Origin of the sequence: Paenibacillus sp. (assembly GCF_048976745.1) — a bacterium.
Taxonomy (GTDB): Bacteria; Bacillota; Bacilli; order Paenibacillales; family Paenibacillaceae; genus Paenibacillus.
In genome coordinates this window covers 475096-495395 of record NZ_JBHGUU010000004.1, presented here as the reverse complement: position 1 = coordinate 495395, position 20300 = coordinate 475096, and the positions used below count along the sequence as shown (strand labels likewise).

9 protein-coding genes are annotated in these 20300 nt (G+C 43.8%); all 9 read right to left on the bottom strand.

The window, feature by feature from the left end:
- Positions 1 to 4: 4 nt before the first annotated feature.
- Positions 5 to 1138, bottom strand: coding sequence for a hypothetical protein (locus ACE3K2_RS03055; RefSeq protein WP_421886547.1), 1134 nt, complete (start codon positions 1136 to 1138; stop codon positions 5 to 7).
- Positions 1139 to 1154: 16 nt separating this feature from the next.
- Entirely contained in the window at positions 1155 to 5801 is a 4647-nt protein-coding gene (locus ACE3K2_RS03050; protein ID WP_421886545.1) for a hypothetical protein, read from the bottom strand.
- A gap of 45 nt (positions 5802 to 5846) precedes the next feature.
- The gene (locus tag ACE3K2_RS03045; RefSeq protein ID WP_421886542.1) at positions 5847 to 11645 is read right to left on the bottom strand and encodes a hypothetical protein; all 5799 of its coding nucleotides are present in this window, start codon (positions 11643 to 11645) and stop codon (positions 5847 to 5849) included.
- Positions 11646 to 11746: 101 nt separating this feature from the next.
- Positions 11747 to 12883: a hypothetical protein gene (locus ACE3K2_RS03040; RefSeq protein WP_076328285.1), complete on the bottom strand. Its 1137-nt coding sequence runs from the start codon at positions 12881 to 12883 to the stop codon at positions 11747 to 11749.
- A gap of 13 nt (positions 12884 to 12896) precedes the next feature.
- The gene (locus ACE3K2_RS03035; protein ID WP_421886539.1) at positions 12897 to 14852 is read right to left on the bottom strand and encodes a hypothetical protein; all 1956 of its coding nucleotides are present in this window, start codon (positions 14850 to 14852) and stop codon (positions 12897 to 12899) included.
- Between the two features lie 11 nt (positions 14853 to 14863).
- The gene (locus ACE3K2_RS03030; protein WP_278294338.1) at positions 14864 to 15274 is read right to left on the bottom strand and encodes a hypothetical protein; all 411 of its coding nucleotides are present in this window, start codon (positions 15272 to 15274) and stop codon (positions 14864 to 14866) included.
- An 18-nt stretch (positions 15275 to 15292) separates the two neighbouring features.
- Positions 15293 to 15709, bottom strand: coding sequence for a hypothetical protein (locus ACE3K2_RS03025; RefSeq protein ID WP_278294337.1), 417 nt, complete (start codon positions 15707 to 15709; stop codon positions 15293 to 15295).
- Positions 15709 to 18849, bottom strand: a complete 3141-nt coding sequence (locus ACE3K2_RS03020; RefSeq protein WP_421886537.1) for a M23 family metallopeptidase — start codon at positions 18847 to 18849, stop codon at positions 15709 to 15711. Before ACE3K2_RS03020 ends, ACE3K2_RS03025 begins: the two co-directional genes overlap by 1 nt.
- Before the next feature lie 15 nt (positions 18850 to 18864).
- Positions 18865 to 20202: a hypothetical protein gene (locus ACE3K2_RS03015; RefSeq protein WP_421886535.1), complete on the bottom strand. Its 1338-nt coding sequence runs from the start codon at positions 20200 to 20202 to the stop codon at positions 18865 to 18867.
- Positions 20203 to 20300: the final 98 nt, after the last annotated feature.

The following is a 20300-nucleotide window of genomic DNA, read 5'->3' as shown; positions in this document are numbered from 1 at the left end:
TAAGTCATATGTATGTCGAATACATCTGTAGCGAAAATTTGACCTGAGAAGCATACCTGTCTTGAGATTCTTCCCTTTCCATTCGCAGCCAGAATCGATAGGACGCTCCTGGCAAAATGGTAAACGCGGTGATCGAGTAACTGAAGGAACCAGGAATGCCTTCAACATCAGGCGCAATCTGCACTTTATCCGTCCCGCTTGTGAGCGCAAACGTTACATTTTTAAAGTCTCCAGATATCATGGGATTTTTGGCAAACATCCGAACTTCTTGTGTAGCAGAGCCACCTGCTGTTAAATAGCCTAGGAACCGATCCGTATTGGGATAAAGAAGCACATCGAAATCTTCTCCTGTTTCAGGATTTGACTCTTTGTAATATAAATCTGGTGTAACCTCAAAATACATTAGGTCTCCCTTGTATAACTTAATAGAATCCATGGCCTGAAACCGATTTCCATCCGGAAGTCTAATCCCCAAATTGCCTTCAAACGGATATGGATATCGATCCATGTTAAAATGTACAACCGTTTCTTCAGATCGGCATACCCTGGACTCAAGCACAACACCATTCAGATCGATTAGATCAACCACAGTTCCTTTGGTTAGATTATCTACGGCAATAGATGTTCCTTTGTTGATTCGAACATACTGAACATGCATCGGGTGATCCCCTTCACCCTTCAGATAGAGACCAATTTTAGGAGCTCCCACCAGTTCTACAGAACCAATAATGTTCCAAATCACTCCATCATCCGACCAATACGCCGTGTAATAGTTGTAATCTCGAATCAAACGTATCCATGGGTAGGTCTTTAACAAAGGTGTTGGCAAAGACACATCCAGAAACTCTTCAATCTCCATGTAATTATGTTCGTCTACCAAAACAATAACCCCACCATAACATCCCTCTGTATCGGGATTATAATTGTTCTTCACATCCATGACGAATTGCTTCACATCTGTCAGAGGTTTATAGAACATATACAGTGGATCTTGACCATGTTTGAGCACTAAACTGCCACTACCCGCTTCATAGCGAGTAGCATCGTTAGGGAGTACTTCCCATTTGGAATCCAGGTTAGAGCTTGCGAACGCATCCTCATATATCCTGCCTGACTCTTTCAATCTCGCAACACCCATACAGCTCCTCCTTTCTTTACGTGAATAACCAGATGCGTTTACCGATTACACACATCTTAGGCCTCGCTTTCCAAACTTCCAGCAGACATTTAATAAGAGCTTCAACACACTTGTCTCCCCCACCGCCTTCGCAGTAAGGAATGACATAGACGTCATCACAGATCCAGTTGGTCAGTTCCATCCAGTCCAGATTAGCGTATTCGTAACTACGCGTACCCACTTCCTGAAGCGAGGTGAACACCCATTTGAATTCATGTTTGCCTTTGGGCACTGGATGTGAAAATGTATAGTATCCACCCTCTTGAGTGAATGTTTTGATCAGCTCATCATCAATGAAGAAATCCAGTTGACAATCAAACGGTTCAGGTACCCACACCCATCGTTCGTAGGCTTTGAAGTCATGCACCCGGAAGGTGGTCAAATATCGTTTTCCTGTCCAGTCGCTGATCTGCCCCTTCTGATCTGTTGTAATCTCCACTTTATATTTGCTATAAGGTTTGGGAGCCAGATCATTCAGTTCGAAGCCACGATATCCGTCACCGTAATACTTTTCATCCCATAACACTTTTCCGTCCTCACGTGTAATTTTCACGCACATATTACTGTTATCGCAGCCGCCCATCCAGATCGGTTTATTATTCCAAACTTCAAAGTGAGTCACCTCAGCCCAGGATGGATCAACTTTGATAATATCATCAATAGTCAGTTTCCCTCCCCAAATCATTGCTCCATCTCCCGGGCATCCTCGCTCGAATCGAACTTGAACTTCATACTTCCGCTTCTCATCTGAGGTATTTTCCACTTCAATGGTAACCAATGTGTCATCTTGATTCGTCACATCTCGGGAGTGAAGAAATTGTCCTTCTTCGAAGGTGTCAATAACGATTTTCGTCCCCGAACACGCTCTGCTGTTATTCTGGTATAGACGAATAACATCTAGCCAAGCATGACTCCCACCATCTGGTGTTGTCGTATCTGGTGGATTCGATGGCTCCTCGCCTGGGTGAGGAGAATTGCCTTCATGGAACATGTTTCCACTTGCATCAATACAGTAGTTAGGCCATCTCTCGGAAAAATTACCTTCACTTAATGTAAATCCACCTGCATCAAGACCTGTCGCGTTGGTTGAGGTTTTATCTTTAACAAGTGTGTAAACCACTTTATATTTGTGCCCGGGTATTAATGAGGGAGGGTTGTTAATGTAATCGCTAACTTTTTGACCATTTTCAACGGATATTTTAATTGGATTAAATTTGTTTTTTACGTCTGTTAAATCAAACCACTGCACTTTTACATTAGTCAAAGTATCAACCAATATTGGATTTAGTAGTTTGTCTTTGTTTATACCATCAGGATCATCTGTACGGATAACAAGATCTTTGATCGCTGCATAAAAGTAATTACGATTGACTCCTCTTTCATGGTCCTCAATAGTATCAGTAAGACCTATAATTAATGTATAGTTACCAGGATTCTTGACTGATATTTTCTTACTGTACTTTTCTGCTTGGGCCCAATTTTCTTTCTTAATATGTTTGTTGTTGAATTTTCCTTCTTTATCTCCAATATTTTGAATAGGATCTAGAATTGTCTTCACTTCTTTAGTATTATTCCTAGGATAATATGCAACCCTGAATCTAGCAGCTTGAATAGGCCAATCGAACAAGTAACATATATATTTAAAATTAATATCAAAAGAATCTTTACAATAAAAATCAAAAGTCATAGTTTTTGTATCAGGGCCAAATAGATCATATTCAGTACTTTGATTGTTGGTACCATAAACATCAATTGCATAATAGTCAATTGTATTGTTAGAATTAGTGATTGGATTAACACCCTTGATTAAAGCAATATTATTATCAAGTGTCCTTTTCTCAAATACTCTTCTCTTGGTAACCGGATAGACTGTCAACAATTCAGAGTAGTTGAAACTTCCAATCTTAGGGGCAGTAAACGTACGAACAATTGTCGAATTTTGCTTAGTAACACCCAATGCGTACGCTTGACCAGAGGATGAGTAAACTTCTCCTCTATTAATTGCATCAAACTTAGCAGCACGTGGCGAATGCCCTCCATATGATTTTTGTGCGTATTGGATGTTATTCGTTTTTGAATCTCCTGTATAACACTTCACTCCATAGGGATCTTTCTTTGCTCCACCTTGCTGGTCAGTTCCCGTACCTGTTCCAGTGGAAGATTCCGAACCGTTTTCAGAACTACCTTCTCCGTTACCTGGTGTGTATTTTTTACCGTCACGGTATCTCCATCGGAATTGATGATTCCCCGAGGGTAGAGGATACATGCAATTGGTCCCTTCTCGTTCATTCGACTGACTTCCTGTCCATACAGAGATACCATCAATTTGTAATTCCAATTTTTCTCCTGGATCAAATTGCCCTCCATATTGCCAACAGATGTAACCGGAATTGACTAAATGAGCTTCAAAATCACATATAAAATCCTGATCATGCCCCTGTGCCCACATGACCCCATCGCCGTTCACAATTTTTTTCCACACCCAATTCCCAGAGAACCTCAATGCTTCATGGTACTTGCCTTCCTCATTAAACAACTCTTCAAAAACGTTAAAATCTCTTGTACTCCCCTTGTCGGGATCGTATGAAGAGTCCATCGCTGGATAGATACGCATATGCTCTTGAATGCTAAACTTAGCTCCAGGATTTAGCTCTGCATTATATCTAATGGTATCACCATTTTTTTCAGTTCTAGCACCTGCATCTGTTACATCCCAACCACGTGTCACATCAACGTACGAACCTAAATCAGTTACAGTTCGATAGGTATTGCCAGTATTGTTCCCGTACGTGAATAATTTTTCTATGTTATCGATGAAAGGCTGCTCAGTGTAATAATCTCGAATATAGAATTGGATAATGTTTAAACCTTCCTCTAGCGGAATTCGTATCTGCTCCCCCTGGCTATGCATCGTTGAATAGTATTCAAGCATGCCATTTACAGTCACCTCGAACGATTCAGTAGCTCTTAATTGATGAGAATAATTAAACAAAAACCAACCCTCATCTTGCAAGTTCACTTCGGTTTGAGCAATCATATCCCCTTCTATAGGTTCATCCAGTCTTAATACATTTCCTGATCTTACCCATGGCGGGCTGCCCGACATCTGCCACTGAAAATTCCCAATCCCCTGACTATGATGCGACGCCTCCCAATGATCAATTTCATACGTTGGACATATAACTTCAACTACACCTCTTAAATCTACAGTCGTCTCAGAACCTGTTATAATTTCGTATTCAATCTTGGCTTGATTAGCTGTTGTTTCGGAATATTCCTCATTGAGATTCCACTCTACACCGTGTATAGATTGAGCATGGCTACCATGCCTGCTTTCTCCATGCTGAGTTCTTGATTCAAAAATGTCATCAAAAAACAATTCATAATCTTTAGTTGGATATGATTCTTTGTCTACTCCCATGAAGTAAGCAAAAGAAACAGTACCGTCACATTCATTATCCAAATCCATTTTCATCGTCTTACTTCGCTCTTCATCTGTAATGAACTGAGCTTGAAAATGGGCTTGTGCAATGCTTTTTGAAGACTTTACATACCAATCACTATCATTTCCCTCCCCATCCAGATCAATATCCAAAGGAGCAGGCGGCTTACGTGTATCCACAATCTCAACGACTTCAACATCCTTGATATAAATACCATTGTTCTGCCATACTTCAGGTCTCATTTTGCGAATTAGCCAGTCGAACTTGTACATCTGCCCTGGCTGCAACGTAAATGCAGCTTCCTGCCATCCGCTATTCTCGCTCCATTCACCTCCGACTTGCTGCCCATTAATATAGAACAGCATGCCATTACCGCGCTTGGCACTAGCCAGGTACTTGAACCTGATCTGTCCATAACGTTTCACACGCCAGTTAAACGTAATTTTGGATGAGTTGCCAATCTCCAAAAGTCCTAGATCCAGTTTCAAGATCATCTCTGAACCGGATTGTTCATTTCGCCCTACCGAGTGAACAGCTACCCATTCCTGGTCCTCCGTTGAGGATACATATCTGAAGAAATCAGGGAATTTATTCGAGAACGGGACGTCCTTTTTCATCGAAAAGAGCGGAATCTCATATACGGTTGCATCAAAATGATTGAAGTAATTCCCACTAAAATGATGGTAGTAGGGTGCCGGACAGATTGGCAATGACACTCCATGATGACTACCCCCAGGCTTCTGGGCGTTTTCAAGAATCTTGTGAATACAGTCTTTCACCATTTGCAGTACTCGCTGATATTGTGTTTTATCTGGAGGCTGCTGCTGTTCTACCCACCATTCAATCCTGCGGTACATATTCCACAGTGCTTCACGGCATCGTACACTCGCATACCAGGACTTATCCTTCAGATATTGCTCAATGATTTGATCAATACTGTTTTCCAGTGCATCCAATTGAACCGTCTGCCATCGTCCGATCTGACCGTACCCTGAATCACCCAGAATAGGATTATTTTCTTCGCCATGCCGGTCCGTTTCACTCCTCGGTGCATTGGGACTCTGCGGTAAATACGCAGGGTTATTGGGGTTGCTGTAACTCTCGTCCGCAATCTTCGCTCTCATATTCGCGAACAATACACCTTTTTGTGATTTGGAGAACAAACCAAATGTATGACCCATACCAATCACCTCCCAATCTCTCTATACGACAAAAAGAGCACCGAGTTAATCGGTGCCCGTCAGATCATATTGTAATTTTGAGTCTGTGTAGATCTGGATTTTATTTTCCATCACTGACACGGACAATGTATACCATTTATCCTTCTCCCATTTGAAGGGTTGCATCGGAGAACCCACTGCCGTTGGGTTGCCAGCAATGATTTTATATAGCTGCATCGGTGTTCTCATATCCAGACTGTTATCGCTGTCTCCTCCGTGAACCATAAACATCCAATAATTATGTTCATCGAAGTATTTAAAAATAATTCCTGCGCCATCCCCATCCGTACTTGTATCTACCTTGAAATCAACTGAGAACTTATACGTCTCAGCCAGGAAATTATTGCGGTACCATCCGCTGATGTCCTTCGTATCTTCTTTGGAATAAAACTTTCCAAGCAGTTGATCCCGCTCCCAATCGCCTTGACCGAATTTAGTCCAGTCGTCTGATTGGGATAATTCCAGCGCATCCATATCCTTGGAATACGGATAGTACACATTAAATGGATCATTCGGATCATAGTCCTCCGGCACACCCAAACCACCTTCCCAATCTTCAGGATCCATCCCTCGATCGAGCAGATCTTCCGAGTAATCGAATATGAGACCCTGGGCCATGGTGTCCATCATTGGAATGTAAGCATCCGCGGATTCACGTTCAGCCACCGGATGATCATTCAGTGTGAAGCTCTCACGTGGTTCCATCTTGGCTTCGTGATACATTTCCATAAGATGAGCTGTTCTCTCGGGAAGGAACGCGTGCAACTGTTCCAGATACTCTGCTCTTTTCTCAGGTCTTTCAGCGAAAATAAAACCTGTGATGACTTGAGAACAGCGTTCTTCAAATGAAGCCATGAGAGGATCAGGATCTTCAATTTCAGATAACCTGGCGTTCGCTGTTCCAGTCGGCAACTCTCTTTCTATGCTGGATTCACGTTCCTCAGTTATCCCTTTAATATCATCTTCACTGAGATAACCCGGGGCTATTAACTTACTGCCAAAGCTCTCGCCGTCATTAACAACGTAACTTGTGTATGGTAGACTATTTCCGTAACTTAACTCGTCTCCTGAGAATGCAAACCTCTGGAGTGTGGTCCCGTATATCCCATCGAAATGGTCACCGGATCGCTCACCTCTAACACCACGTTCCATTTCATGCGAATGACCATGTCGATCCATTTTCTCAGCTGCAAGTTGCTCCCACTCCAGAGTTGCGCTTCTTAACATGTTCAATCCAGAATCCAATTGATGGTTATACGCATCATAAGAACTTCTGGAGCTCATGAACGATTCATCTTCAATATGTACGTCTCTCGTTCTCAAATACGCATATTCGCTTTGGATCAGGTCCAGCTGTTTATATTGTAAGCCAACCAGTTCCGTGTCCATAATGGATTCATTAAATTCTTTGTTTCCGTAGAACATGCCCTGATCCAGCGATCCATTTCGCAGTTTCACTACATCATTGATCATCTCATGAGAATGGGCCCATCTTTCAGCTTTTACCCCTAAAAGGTTATCATGAAGGAATGCTGATCGATCCTCTTTATTGAACTCAAGCGTTTGGATCAAATCGACTTCTTTACCGTTTTTAAACGCATGAATTTGCTCATCCATAGTGGAATCTTTGGCATTTTTCAGACCATATATGTTCTCTTCCAAAGATCCATATTGCGGTTTGTCAGCGAGCAGATTCTCTTCCATATTACCGTACTGCGGTTTATCCGCGGAGAGAACAATCTCTGTTGTACCATACTTCAAGTTAGTTCCACCAACAATCTCAACCGGAACATCACCGTATTTCAGATTTGTTCCACCAACAATCTCTACAGGTATATCTCCATAACTGAGCCCCGTCCCACCTACGGATTCCACTGGAACATCAGCATATTTCAGATTAGTACCGCCTAGTGGTAGCGTGAGGTCCATGTAACCATATTGCGGTTTATCCGCTATCAGTTGTTCTTCAAGATTAGCAAGCTTTTCAATCGTACTATCCGTTGTCTCATGAAGGTAAGCGTCGTGAGTATGCTTGTAGGCAAGGATCACATCGTGATCCAATACCGAATCCTTTGTACTCTTTATCGTATCATGGATCACTTCGACCAAGTCGGTATCTCTGAACCCTTTACCACCATACCAACCCTCACCATGCAATTCACTCAAGCGTAACTTGACAACTTCACTCTCCAACTCATGGACGGATGCCTCTTTCAAGATTCTTGCAGATTCGTTTTCTTCCAGCATGAGAGATGATCTGTTCATGTTATCCGAGAGGATTTCCACGTTGAATTGCCCTTTGCGCATGATGGAATGAGCCGTCAGCATATCATCCAGGTTCGCAGATTTCATTACAGTAGTGGCTAGAGATATCTCATCTTGAACCGATCCATCTCGATCAACCCTAATCGCTTCAGAAGCATAATTGATCAAAGTCGATTCCCTAGCTTGCCGCATACCTGCGTTAAACTCAATATCCATCGCACTTTCTCTTGCCCACGATGCACCCAGCGTATATCCAATCTCAGCTGCTCCATTTCGATATTTCGCGCTGCTTATGGAATAATCGTCGCTGAGCAGTGCTGATCTCCATTCCATAGTCGCCAGTGAGTAATCGATATCCATAGCTGCCTGACGTGGCTCAATCATGCCAATAGAATAGCTCTCATTCAAATACAACTGTCTAATCTTGGCTGTGCCTATAGAGTACTCACCACTGATTAAACCTTCTCTTGTTGGATTAGTAGAAATAGGTTGTTGATCATACGCGTATCCCTCACGAGTCTTCGACGTTCCAATAGCATATTCGCTATTGAGAAGCATCTGGCGCAAGTTCGTACCACCCATGGTGTATTCATCATCAAGCATGCCATAGCGTTCGCGGGAAACTCCGCCCATATTGAATTCGGTATGAATCACACTCTCACGGTTCATGTTGGAACTCACGATATGATGGTCAAGAGCCATTCCATTCCGTTTGTCTTTTTCGCCTATCCCATGCTCATCAAAGGCTTGTCCTCTACGTTCAACTTGACTTCCCTCATACATTGGATCATCGGGGAATAGTCCCCCTTCATGTTCCAACCAACCTAATGAATCTTCAAACTCAATAATAGCCGGTCTTGCATTAAAATCTGCGCCGTAAATGACTTCCGTAATTTCGCCATGCTGATCTTCCTTTATTTTTACTCCCTCGAAAACGTCTGTCTCTAAAGTAGAATTACGTCTGTCCAGTTCAGCCGATCTTGGTTCATCTTCAAGTACTGCCATGTTCAACTCTTTGGATGCTTCTGCAAGTTCCGTCCCGATATCACCAAGCTGAGATTCCTTCGCACCTTCGAAATTAAAGGAAATGATACCTGATCTGGTTCCTTCTTTGTTAGCTGTTAAGATTCCACAATCGATTAATGCATCTATTCGCTCTCTAACCCCAGCCAAAAACGGTTCATCAAAATAAACGGAAGCGTCGGCATTATTCACAGCTTCCATCATCATTTCCAGAATGACTGCCGGGCTGTTCTCCAAGATCTCTCCTACGATAAATTCCTCGTCCAGATATCCAGGGTATGCTTTATTCCCCAACCATCCTCCTCCAACCAGTTTGTCCAGAAGGTCATCCCGAACTATGGCTGGTCGACTTCGATCTCGGATGGAATGCAGGATTGTTTCCAGATGCAACTCTTTACGTTCTCTATGTAGCACAATTGGTTTCTCAGTCAGATGTACATGCTTCTGTTCGTCGTTCTTTCCATACGAATTTAGCTTTTCGAGCATGGTCGAACGTAATAATTCCTTGTCAGCCAAATGATCCTCGGACTCAGGTAACCACAAATCATGAGCTAATGCTCTCTCTGCCGTTGTCGACCCGGTCGCATAGCTTTCAAAGGAATTTTCTCTTGCAGCACCTTCCTCACTATTCGGGATGTACAGATTTCTTTTCTCCGTTTTCGCAGTATGGAAGTTATTCTCAATATAGCTATCAAACTCGCTTTCCCTTTCACCAGCAAATTTCTTGTTGAGTATTTCTAGAGCCTCTGCAGCCACTCGTTTGCCAAGCCTGCTTTCCCTCTCCACATACCCGGGAACCTTACTGACCCTTCTGCTCTCCTGCAAATCCCTGAAAACAAAACCGTACTCCGTACTTTCACGATAAGCCTGATCCGCATGACGGTCCACCTCACTATGAACCACATAGATCCGTCGTGCCTTAGGACGCTCATGCTCAATATACATTTTCTCCAAATAAACTCTTTGTCCCGCTGTCAAATCACCTATGACATCCATATCTTCCACTTGATCCCGAACAGCCCAAGGAAACTGCCTTTCCACATCCGAAATAGTCCATATATCTCTGGATGCCACCATGATACCGGATGCAGTAGTTGCCGGATGTTGGTCTATCATTCTGTGAGCTTGGAGCGGATGCCACAAGGTATCACTCAAACGAAATAGAAGCGCATTTCGATACTGGTTACGGTTGCTTTGACTCAGATCATCATGAAAGTAAAGTTTCTTGTGGACTTCTCTCATACTTCTCGTTTCGGTATGCAGAACGGTGGGATACTGACGATCCTTCAATTTGGCAAGTACATTCTCATGAGTTGCCAATTCATGCTCAATAATACGCGAAGCCTGATCCGATTGTGATAGGAACATGTTCTCTTCAATGTCTCTGATTGCTTGAACAATTTTGCCTGTAGTTGTTCCAGCAAACGTTGTTTCTCGCATAGCTGTCCCTAGTGTTTGCATGAGTGTCAATTGTGAAGTGTTATACACTCTTTGGGCTAAGGCTAATGTGCGATCAAGGTGCATATACTTTATTTCCTGAAAGCGACGTATATAAGCAGTCGACATATCAGAGAGAATGGATATCTGCTGATGATCATCTACCCTTTTCCCCATCATGGCAGCTTGTTCAGCAACCGTTTCTTTATGATCATCACGTAAACCCAGCAGGTCCTGATATAGAAATTCTACATCTTGTTTGCTAACCTTCCGGGACTGAAGACTGCTCTCCAGCTCTGTACTTCTAAAGTGGTCTTGAATAGCTTCTAATAAAAATTCATTCTGTGCCCGGCGTCCAATGATTTTCTCCACTTTCTCGAAAACCTCTGCCACATCCATATCGGGTTTATCGTTTCGAACAGAGTGTATCAACTGCTTAATCACCAGTTCAGAGCTGCTATCTTGCTCTGCGCTATCTGCATAGTCCGCAATCATCCCATATTCACTGACCCTGAAACTGATTTTTCCAGGCTCCAGCTTATCCAGATTCTTCACAAAGTTACGCGTTAGACCTAAATTACGGACAATCTTTAGCTCTTTGTCGTTATCTACACGCCAGCCCTCTGACATATCTTCATGAATGAAAGAATCCTTTAATCCTCCGGCCCTGTGGCCTTCATCTCGATGATCCATCTCCAAAGCTTCAATTAAAGCAGACCGCTCCATTTCGAATGAAAATTCCATGACATCGCCTTGCTTGGTAGCTGAGCTCGATCCTTCCATGGAACTGTGCAGAAGTCCTTCTTTATCCTGTTTGGCATCACTTAGGACAATAAATCGTTCTTCTCCTTCCAGATCCTTGCGAATCGCTTCCACTAGTTGATGATTAAATCCATGTGAGATCGATCTTGCCATGTAGAAATCAAGCATCAAGACACTTGGATACCGGCTGTAAGGCATATATATAAATCGATAATCCTCAGGCCTGCTTCCTGTAGTTCCGACTGTAAACAGGTAACCGTACTGAGTTGTCGTGTAATCTATAACGGTGAAATCAAACTTGTTGACTACTTGATTCACGTCACTGCCCCCTTCCAACTAAAAAAAGGGAACCCCTGAGTGGAGTCTCAGAAAGTTCCCTCTCACTGAATCTATACGACTCAGCTTTGATTCAGTTTAACTTACGCCGTATAACGGACTTCCTTCAGAATAGCTACACCCATACGTTGGTTGGCAGACAGATTCATAAAATTCTGTGCTGTATCGGTATCGAAGTAACGATACACCTCTTGGTCCCAAGACTTGCCCTCCACATCAATAATTAACTCATCCAGGTGAAGGATATTATGCTTCGTAACCGCGATACAGTTATCGAATTGACCGCGGTAGCCCTCGTAAGGATGAACCACGTAGATCGGAGACAAGTGATATTTGGACGTCCATTTGGAAGCCTGGAAGCCCTGTGGCTCCAGTTCCAGACCGGTATCACCCAATTCCGGATCTTGATAAGCTTTACCTTTCGGTGGAGCTTGCGTGATAAAGGAAGGATAGTGCTGCTGGAATTCAATGCCTGATTTGGTTTTCAACATCTGAAGTGTGTTGTTACCTGCAGAGGTATATTGACCATAGTAATACGTTCCTGTTGTGGCAATCTGAGAGATATCCGGTTCTTCAATTACCGCTCCGGCTGTCAGCATGACGTTTCCGTCTACATCATTCAGGTTGTATTTGAACGGTTTCAATGCACCTGCATACAGGAAGGATTTTTTGTAATCAAGGAAGTTTACTGCTGGGTCGGCGACAAGAACCATCGCCAAACGATTGTTCATGACATTCACATACATGTACACAGGTTTTTCTTTATTTCGATCTGTTGGTGTGTAGTTTTCCAGTGCCCATTGGTAGAGTACCGGATGTCCTGTAAGCTTGAATGTAGGGCGAGTAGTTACCGGTAGTGTGGTTGGTTCACTGCCTTCGAATCCTTCAAGCAACTGCACAGTCAACGTACTATGCTCCTCATAGGCTGGAACAGGTGCAACGACGCGTGGTACCAAAGCATGATTGATGAAACTTACATAGAAATGCTTAGTAATTGGTGTTGCTTGTGTTCCAATGGTCATGATCCCGCGAAGAATAAGTTCCTGAATTCGGTCACTGCTGTCCTTTTCTTCGTAAAATACTTCCCACAAGTTTTGTTCCTGAGACTCGCCTGCAGTGGATTCAAATGGGAAACTCTTAAACCCTGTAACTTCCTCCTTCAGTTTTGTCAACACGTCCTGTGAAGTAGTGATTGTTTCTACATATTTAAAATTTGCCATTATGTAATCCTCCTTATTTTATCTCTTTCAAAAATGCAATCGTAATTACATCTGGGGATGGGGAATGTTTGAATAGATTCAACGGACTCTTGATACTGAAAAACTTGTAAACCTCTGTCCAAGTACCCAGCGCAGGTTTGGAAGGATCTTTCAGAATTTCTGTATCTACGATTAATTCATCGCGATTGACCAGGTTATGGTCGTATATCGCAACTACACCGTCCATATAACCCCGATATCCTTCTGCCTGATGAACAAGGTAGATTGGACTCGCATGATACTTTCCTGTCCAGAGAGATTTCTGGAAGCCATCCGTATCTACAATCAATTTAGCAAGGCCCGGGGGAAGTTTACCCACAGAAGGATAGTTCGGAAGATGCGAAATAAATGCCGGGTAATACCGCTGGAACAAAACATTACTGCGTGTCTTCAACATGGACATGGAGTCCATACCATTTGAAGTGTACTCACCGTATTTGGCATAGAGATCCGGATTAAGATCTGTGAGAATATCATTTTTCGTATAACCTGTCATATCTGTTCGCAGATCACCCATGCCTACAGTGACACCGAAGTTACCTCCATGGTCATAATCATTGAACGGAACAATCTTGCCTATGTATCCAAAACTACGGTAATAGCTATGAATATTCGGTGAAGGATCACCCTCCAAAACAAGAACTACTCGATCATTATTTACCGATAAAGTGTAAGCTACCAGGTAATCCGGTCTGCGTTTTTTGTTAGGCAACCACGAGGTTGTAGAATGTCTGCCGTGGAAAAACCGAGCTGCCGGGCTTACGATCTCTGTCTTGCCGTCATAATCCAACTTCCACTTGGTGGATGGTGGGATGAAAGGTTTAATGGCTGATGAATCATTCCACCTCAAATACATATAATGTGCCTTTAATTGGTCAATTACTGTAGGTGCCTTCCCGATCGTTATGGTTTCAGGATCACAGATCCCATCATACGTTTCGCTCTGGCTTCCTTGAGCAACATTCCCCTCAAAGCCCTCTCCATAGTAGATGTTAATGTAATTCCAGTCATGAGATGGTTGTTCAAACATGACATAATAATCTCGGACCTGAATCCCTGTGGGAACTGTGGGAGTTGCTTTCACTACGGTCTGAGCTGTTACATTGTTCAGTACATCCGCTGTATAAAATAGTTCATCAAACTTGTAAAGTTGCTTTACAGGTTCATAGAAACTATCAACAATACTTCCCCAGTTCCAGTAAGGAGGGTATTCATACTGATTGACTTTTCTAGATAGATTGTATTGATACTTCCCTTTAGGTGCTAGTTTAAGTGCATATGCCCAATCCGTAGGCATCTCTGTCACAATCTCAAATTGATTCCATTCATTCGAAAGTTTTGTTGTGCCATCCAGGTTTCCAATCACCTGTCTTACCAGATATGCTCTGTACCCATCCGGAACTGAATTATCTACAACAACGGTTACCAAACAACCAGGAACATCAACATACTTTGTTTCATTAGTCTGATTGTCCTGATAACTAAACTGCACGACCTGAATCTTACGACCTGTCTTATAGTTACCGAAAGTGGTTCCAACATTAGATTGAGAAGGTCCTGTCTTGCCTTCCAGCACCTCATCAAAGTAAGTTTGGCTTACTTCCCATAAACACCCACTTTTATCCAGAGCAGAATTTCCAGTATGACTTTTTGCCTCAGTCCAATCCGGAATTTTGTAAACTTCGTACTGATTCCCGTCAGAATGGGCGTACATGCCAACAATGCCTTTGTGATAACTTTTACTGTAAGTCACCCATTCAGCTCCGCTAGATTCATATACCTTCTCCCAGCGATTGGCGTCAATCCCGCCCTCTACTCTGGGAATATCAGCACCTACAATTTCATCGGCCAGCGTGTTGATCAATTTTTGTGCTTCCGACTCTCCGTCAATATAAGCGGCAAAGTTCGTCTGCGGTTTTTGCAGTGCCATCGTCACCCTCCTTATCTCAAAAATTTGATGTTGTACCAGACCGACTTCGCTTCAGCCACCACACTTACGAAATCAAACTTGATAGTCGTTCCTGCCGGAATCGGGTAGACGATTCCAAAACTGTTCCCCATCGAAACCGATTCGGGAAGTTCCTTCGTATAGATGGTATGACATACCTTCTCCGTCCCGATCGTTAGCTCCCAGTAATCGCCGACACAGTAGTGGCTCGCCGCAAACGCAATGCTCAGAAACTCTGTGTCATACGCCAAGGTGAACGTATCAGACTTGGTGGTTTTCGCCGCCGGAATGTCCAACATCTGTCCCCGAATGAACGGGATCGTCTTTTTACTGAAGTGTGGGTACGGCAGCTCGCGCACTTTGTCGATGACGCCACCCGCGATGTAAGATACATTAAATGCCATGGAACCACCTCCTATATCTTATATACGACTTACGCTCGTTCCAGTTAAGCGTCCTTCGTCATCATAATTTAGAGCAATATTGTAAGTGAACATCGGCTCTCCAGATGCATCATATGTACGGGCTGTCACCTGCGTTAGCCTGTAATACTTGTAATAATCATAATCCGGGTGGGAGTAGCCCACCCCTGAAGGAAAGTCTTCCTCATCCTCTGAGCCAAACTTCATCCAGATCGAAACCTTCCATGCCGATTCATACAAGAGATCTGCTCCAGTCACCCGGTCCGGGTCCTGCATGTGCTCCCGATATAATGTAACGGAAGGCTCACCTTCAAGAGGGGAAACATTCGAATTGGAGATACTGCTATATTTGCGAAGTTCCCGGTGGATGAGATCCAGCACGGGAAATACAATATTTTCATTTACAATGCCGGCCATTACACCATCACGCCCTTTCTTGCCCACATCATATCAATGACCTGTAACATACCCCGGTCGACGGAATAACTGGTTTTAATACTTTTAATCGTATATACAGCTCGAGTGGTGGTCGTTTTATCCGTCACAATAACGTTGTCGAGCAGATCAAGCGCAGGATTCGCAGGTATGGATACCTGTAGCGTACGGCACATGCGTTTCATGTCAAAAAAAGCTCGCTCTGCCACCTGTCTTTTGGCTTCAACCGTTTTCGCCCAAGGAACGGCCAGCACCATGGTTCGAATCTCTCCTTTGAGTTCAAGCAAAATCTCCTTGTCCACGAAACTACTCTGACTGTTATTCGAGTCGATAACAACGATGTGACTTCTTCCTCTGGACCAATCCGTAGATTTGGTAATGGAGATCAGATTGTCATTTTCGGAAAACTCTGCCACGACCGGTTTGTCATAATTCAGGCGCTCCAATCGATATGTACCATAACGGTCACAATAGCTACGATACGGAATCTCCGAGATTACCTCCTGAACGGCTTCCGTAACTTTGCCTGACCATTGCTCAAACGTCCTGCCATACTCCTCGATGAATGGATTAAGCCATCCGTTCGGTGTCAGCACTGTACTTGCGTCCTTAACTTCAAACTCACCTTCCTGACCAGGTACGGGAACAATGACCCTGCCCGTCTTCTGATTCACCTCAATCAGATAGGTCTCGTCAATCACGTAGTCAGGATAAGAGCGATCCTCACTGGTTGCCCTCCAACCCACCATACCTGCATGTTTAACCAGATCTAGTACAACGGTTGATTTGACCCAAGCCGGCTTTTCAAATTCTACAGGCTGAGCGGGTGTTGGTGTAACTGCCGGAGTGGAGGTTGCTGTAATGGTCCAGCTTGCCGGGTCTGCGAGCATTTCCTGATAATAGGTCCATACCTTGTCCACCCAATTCTCCCGATCCTGACTCCAGGTCATGGGGGCAATGTCTCCACCATTATGGAAATAAAGTACATCCGCCTTGGAAGTCACTTTTTTCCCTCTGGAAGCCAGTGCCTTGGACATCCGTTCTGCTCCGCGCTTCATTTGCTCCTGAATACCTGCGTATTTCTCAGTACACGGTCCCTCACTAGGACAGCCATATCCAAGAATAAAGCTGTTGTTCTCTTCTTTGCCCTTCCCCTGTGTTCCGAGAACGGTCTCGTGTCTGCATATCGCAAGCAAAAACTTATGATCAGGTACACCATACGCTGCAGCTTGAGCCTGCGCAGCCTGAATAATGGATGATGTCCGGTCCGTGCCAACTGCTGCAGGCGGCACCGGATCTGGCACATTATCAATCTCTTCTACCTCTGGATAGGCTTTTTTCTCGGAAATGACTTTCTCGATAATGCGCTTGTACATATCTCGGGCCGTAATCTCCAGCGTGGAGCCTTCCCCATTGATGTCCACCTTGTCAATCAGTCCCGTAAATACCCGCATCATGTGCTGACCATATCCCATATATATGCGTATCGGTGTGTTTTCACTCAGAACCCCGATATGGAATCCGTTTGCGAAATAAGACCATGGAGACGGTACGCCCCCAAGCTCGGGAAAATGAGCAGGATTATAATCAGGGGAGAAGAATCCTCTCGGATTGGAGATCGTCAGCCGTGCTTCCCGGGCTTCAGAATCAAATTGATCATCGATTTCGGCACTAATGATATTGGGGAGAACCTGTGTATCCATATAGACAAAAGACCCGACCTGGATAACATCCGTTTCGACCCTTCTATTATTGATAAAATCTGTGTAGCTGTTCGTTTGATAATATCCTTTAGATGGATCGAGCCCTTCTTCACTCTTTTGATTCTTCAACGGAGCAGGCAACAACTCTTGGATGCGAATATAATCAATGGCGAATTTTTTATACTTCTTACTTGAAGCAGGAACAGACCCGGTTGGGACAGTGGAGTTTTGTTTGCCCCCATACGTCACCTTAATCTTGATACTCTTGGCTTTTGCAGGGATCACAATATTATTCAATTCCGTGAGTTTGGTCAGATCATATGCCCCGTTAAACTTATTCACATAGGCATACGTTTTACCATCAATCACCACAGCGAAAGAATCCCCTTCCGCATCACTGAAATTAGTCCCCATTCCAATACTAAGCAGCCCTTGTGTCGGCATACTCAGTTTCGTAACGTTAATCTCGAATTCAGCTACAGCGGCTTTGCCTTCAAAGGTGTATAGCAACTTGCCTCCTGAATCAAACATAGTCCAGCCCGATTCAATCTTGGCATAATCCGAAAATTTCAATCCGGTTGTATAAACGTCTTTCTCATGCCAGTTGCGTTTGTCGAATTTCTCATTCAGTTTAATCTCTCCGGGATATCCCTCGACCTGAACCGGCTTTACATCAGTAAATGTTGTTTTCGCATTTCCGTGCAACTTGCGCTGGCCCTTGAAATACAATTCAGGATTAACTGGCTTGCCTCCCTCTCCGGTTCTCGTTGTTGGATTGACTCCTTCCCAAATTTCAAAATGTAGATGTTTTCCCTTGCCCGCCGCACGTTCAGCCGGGGACACCTTATGCCCACCGGTATATACGCCACCTGTATTGCCTAGCGTTCCAATGACAGCCCCTTGAGCTACTTCATCATCTACCGAACAGAGAATTTCTTTCAGGTGAAAATACTTGGTGATTACACCATTAGCATGTCTAATATTTACGGCATTACCAGCACCTTCTGTTTTATTCAAGGATGTACGGACTACTTTTCCGGCCCACGCAGCCAAAATTGGCGTCCCGATCTTTTCTGACAAATCGATGCCTCGGTGAATTTTTGACGCGCTATCACGAGGACTACCAAATTTATCTGTCACAGGAGTAGTAATAAACGTTTTACCTTTGATCGGAAAACAAATCTCCTGAGCATTCGCTTGAGTCGAACCGTTATATATACCATTACTCGACTCATCCACCCAAACGGATTCTGTACTGATGATGGGTACCTGCTCGGTTACGATATGCCTGAACTCTTCCGTCCGTCCCGGGATAAAGGCCAGCCGATCTACTTCGACCCGGATATTGGGAAGCGCCCCTTCCCCCAGCTTAAGACGCTGGGATAGCACATTCATAACCTCATCCGAAATTGGAATCATATTGTAATCTCCCCCTTACTTGAATCGCTCGATGGTCCATTTCATGAATCGGTCCAGGAAAGCTGCGGCTTCAGCCCGTGTCATAGCGGAATTTCCAAGGAACCATATCTCTTCCTCGTCCGTACCACCTACAGGTCTTCCCATATCCGTGACTACCGCTGCACCATCCATCTTTTTCTTGATCGGAATGCCATTAATGAGTGGATCATTATTCGCAAATGTTTCATCTTCCATCTCAGAGACGGCTATTTTCCAGAACGCATCCTTGTTCTGTACGACTCGCTCATCTTTGTTCTGATAGTAGATGGCCGAATCTTTGCCAACGTCTGCGAACCTCTCGCTCACATCTTTGAGATAATAGAACGTCACTTCGTCTCCTTCTGACAAAGGTTGATTAAAAACAACCGTGTGGTTGTCAATTTCCGAATAACCCGGTGTTTCTTGGACGTTATCTTTTTTTTCGTCTTTAAATTTCACTGTAACTTTAAGTTTCTTTTTACCTGCCGGATAATTGCCGTTAAGTCTAAACACCCGTTGACCCTGAAATGCCGTAATAGGCTGATTAATACCTGTCGTAGGGGCTTCCTTGTCCGTAAATCTGGCATAGAACACCTTGCGTAACTTGTTAATCAGATGGAAGGCTTCTCCCCGCTGTATAATGGCATTAGGAAAAAAACAATTGTTGTATGCTGGTTTGAGGGTTGTCGCTTTGATATTTTCACTCATGAACTTGTTATTCTTCGTCCAATAATTGAATTTGCAGGTAACACCGTTCAGATTAAAAGGAAGAAACACCGATCCCCCCGGGCTGACACAATATACATCCGTTCGGTAACCAATTGCCTTGGTTGCAATTTTGGTTACCGCCTCTGCATCTCCCATGGTGTCTGCCCATACCTCGGAAGGAATACTGAGTCTGCGGAGCGGTTGGCCTGCTGCATACAAATATTCCTGATGATTGCGACTGAATGGATCGTAGAAATAGGTCGCCGCTGCACTAAGTACAGCTCTAGGCAGATCTCCAGTCCAGGACACCGGTGGCCTTTTCCAAGCACTGTCCAGCAACGGCTCTCCATAACTACAGAAGGACACCACCTGTCCTGCTTTTACACCGGTATACAACTCCACATCCGTTAATCCCTTACTATTGGTTTCAGCCGTTTGGTAGATGGTTTGAACACCATCAATAAATACATACAGTGGATTATCATCTGTTGGTTTAATCAGCACAGGCAGACTGAATGAGGTTTGCCCCGCTTGCCCCTTGATTTCTTCATATACAAAAGGCTTGCCTTCCTCAAACTTGTTGTAGTTGATCCCGGCAACAAAGACTTCACCATCATCCAAAACCATATTCGTGGCTTCCATAACATCGTTATAGAACCAGTCCCCTTCGTTTACATCAACCCATTTTCGTATGATAAACACCTCCTATCTTTAGAATAGACAGA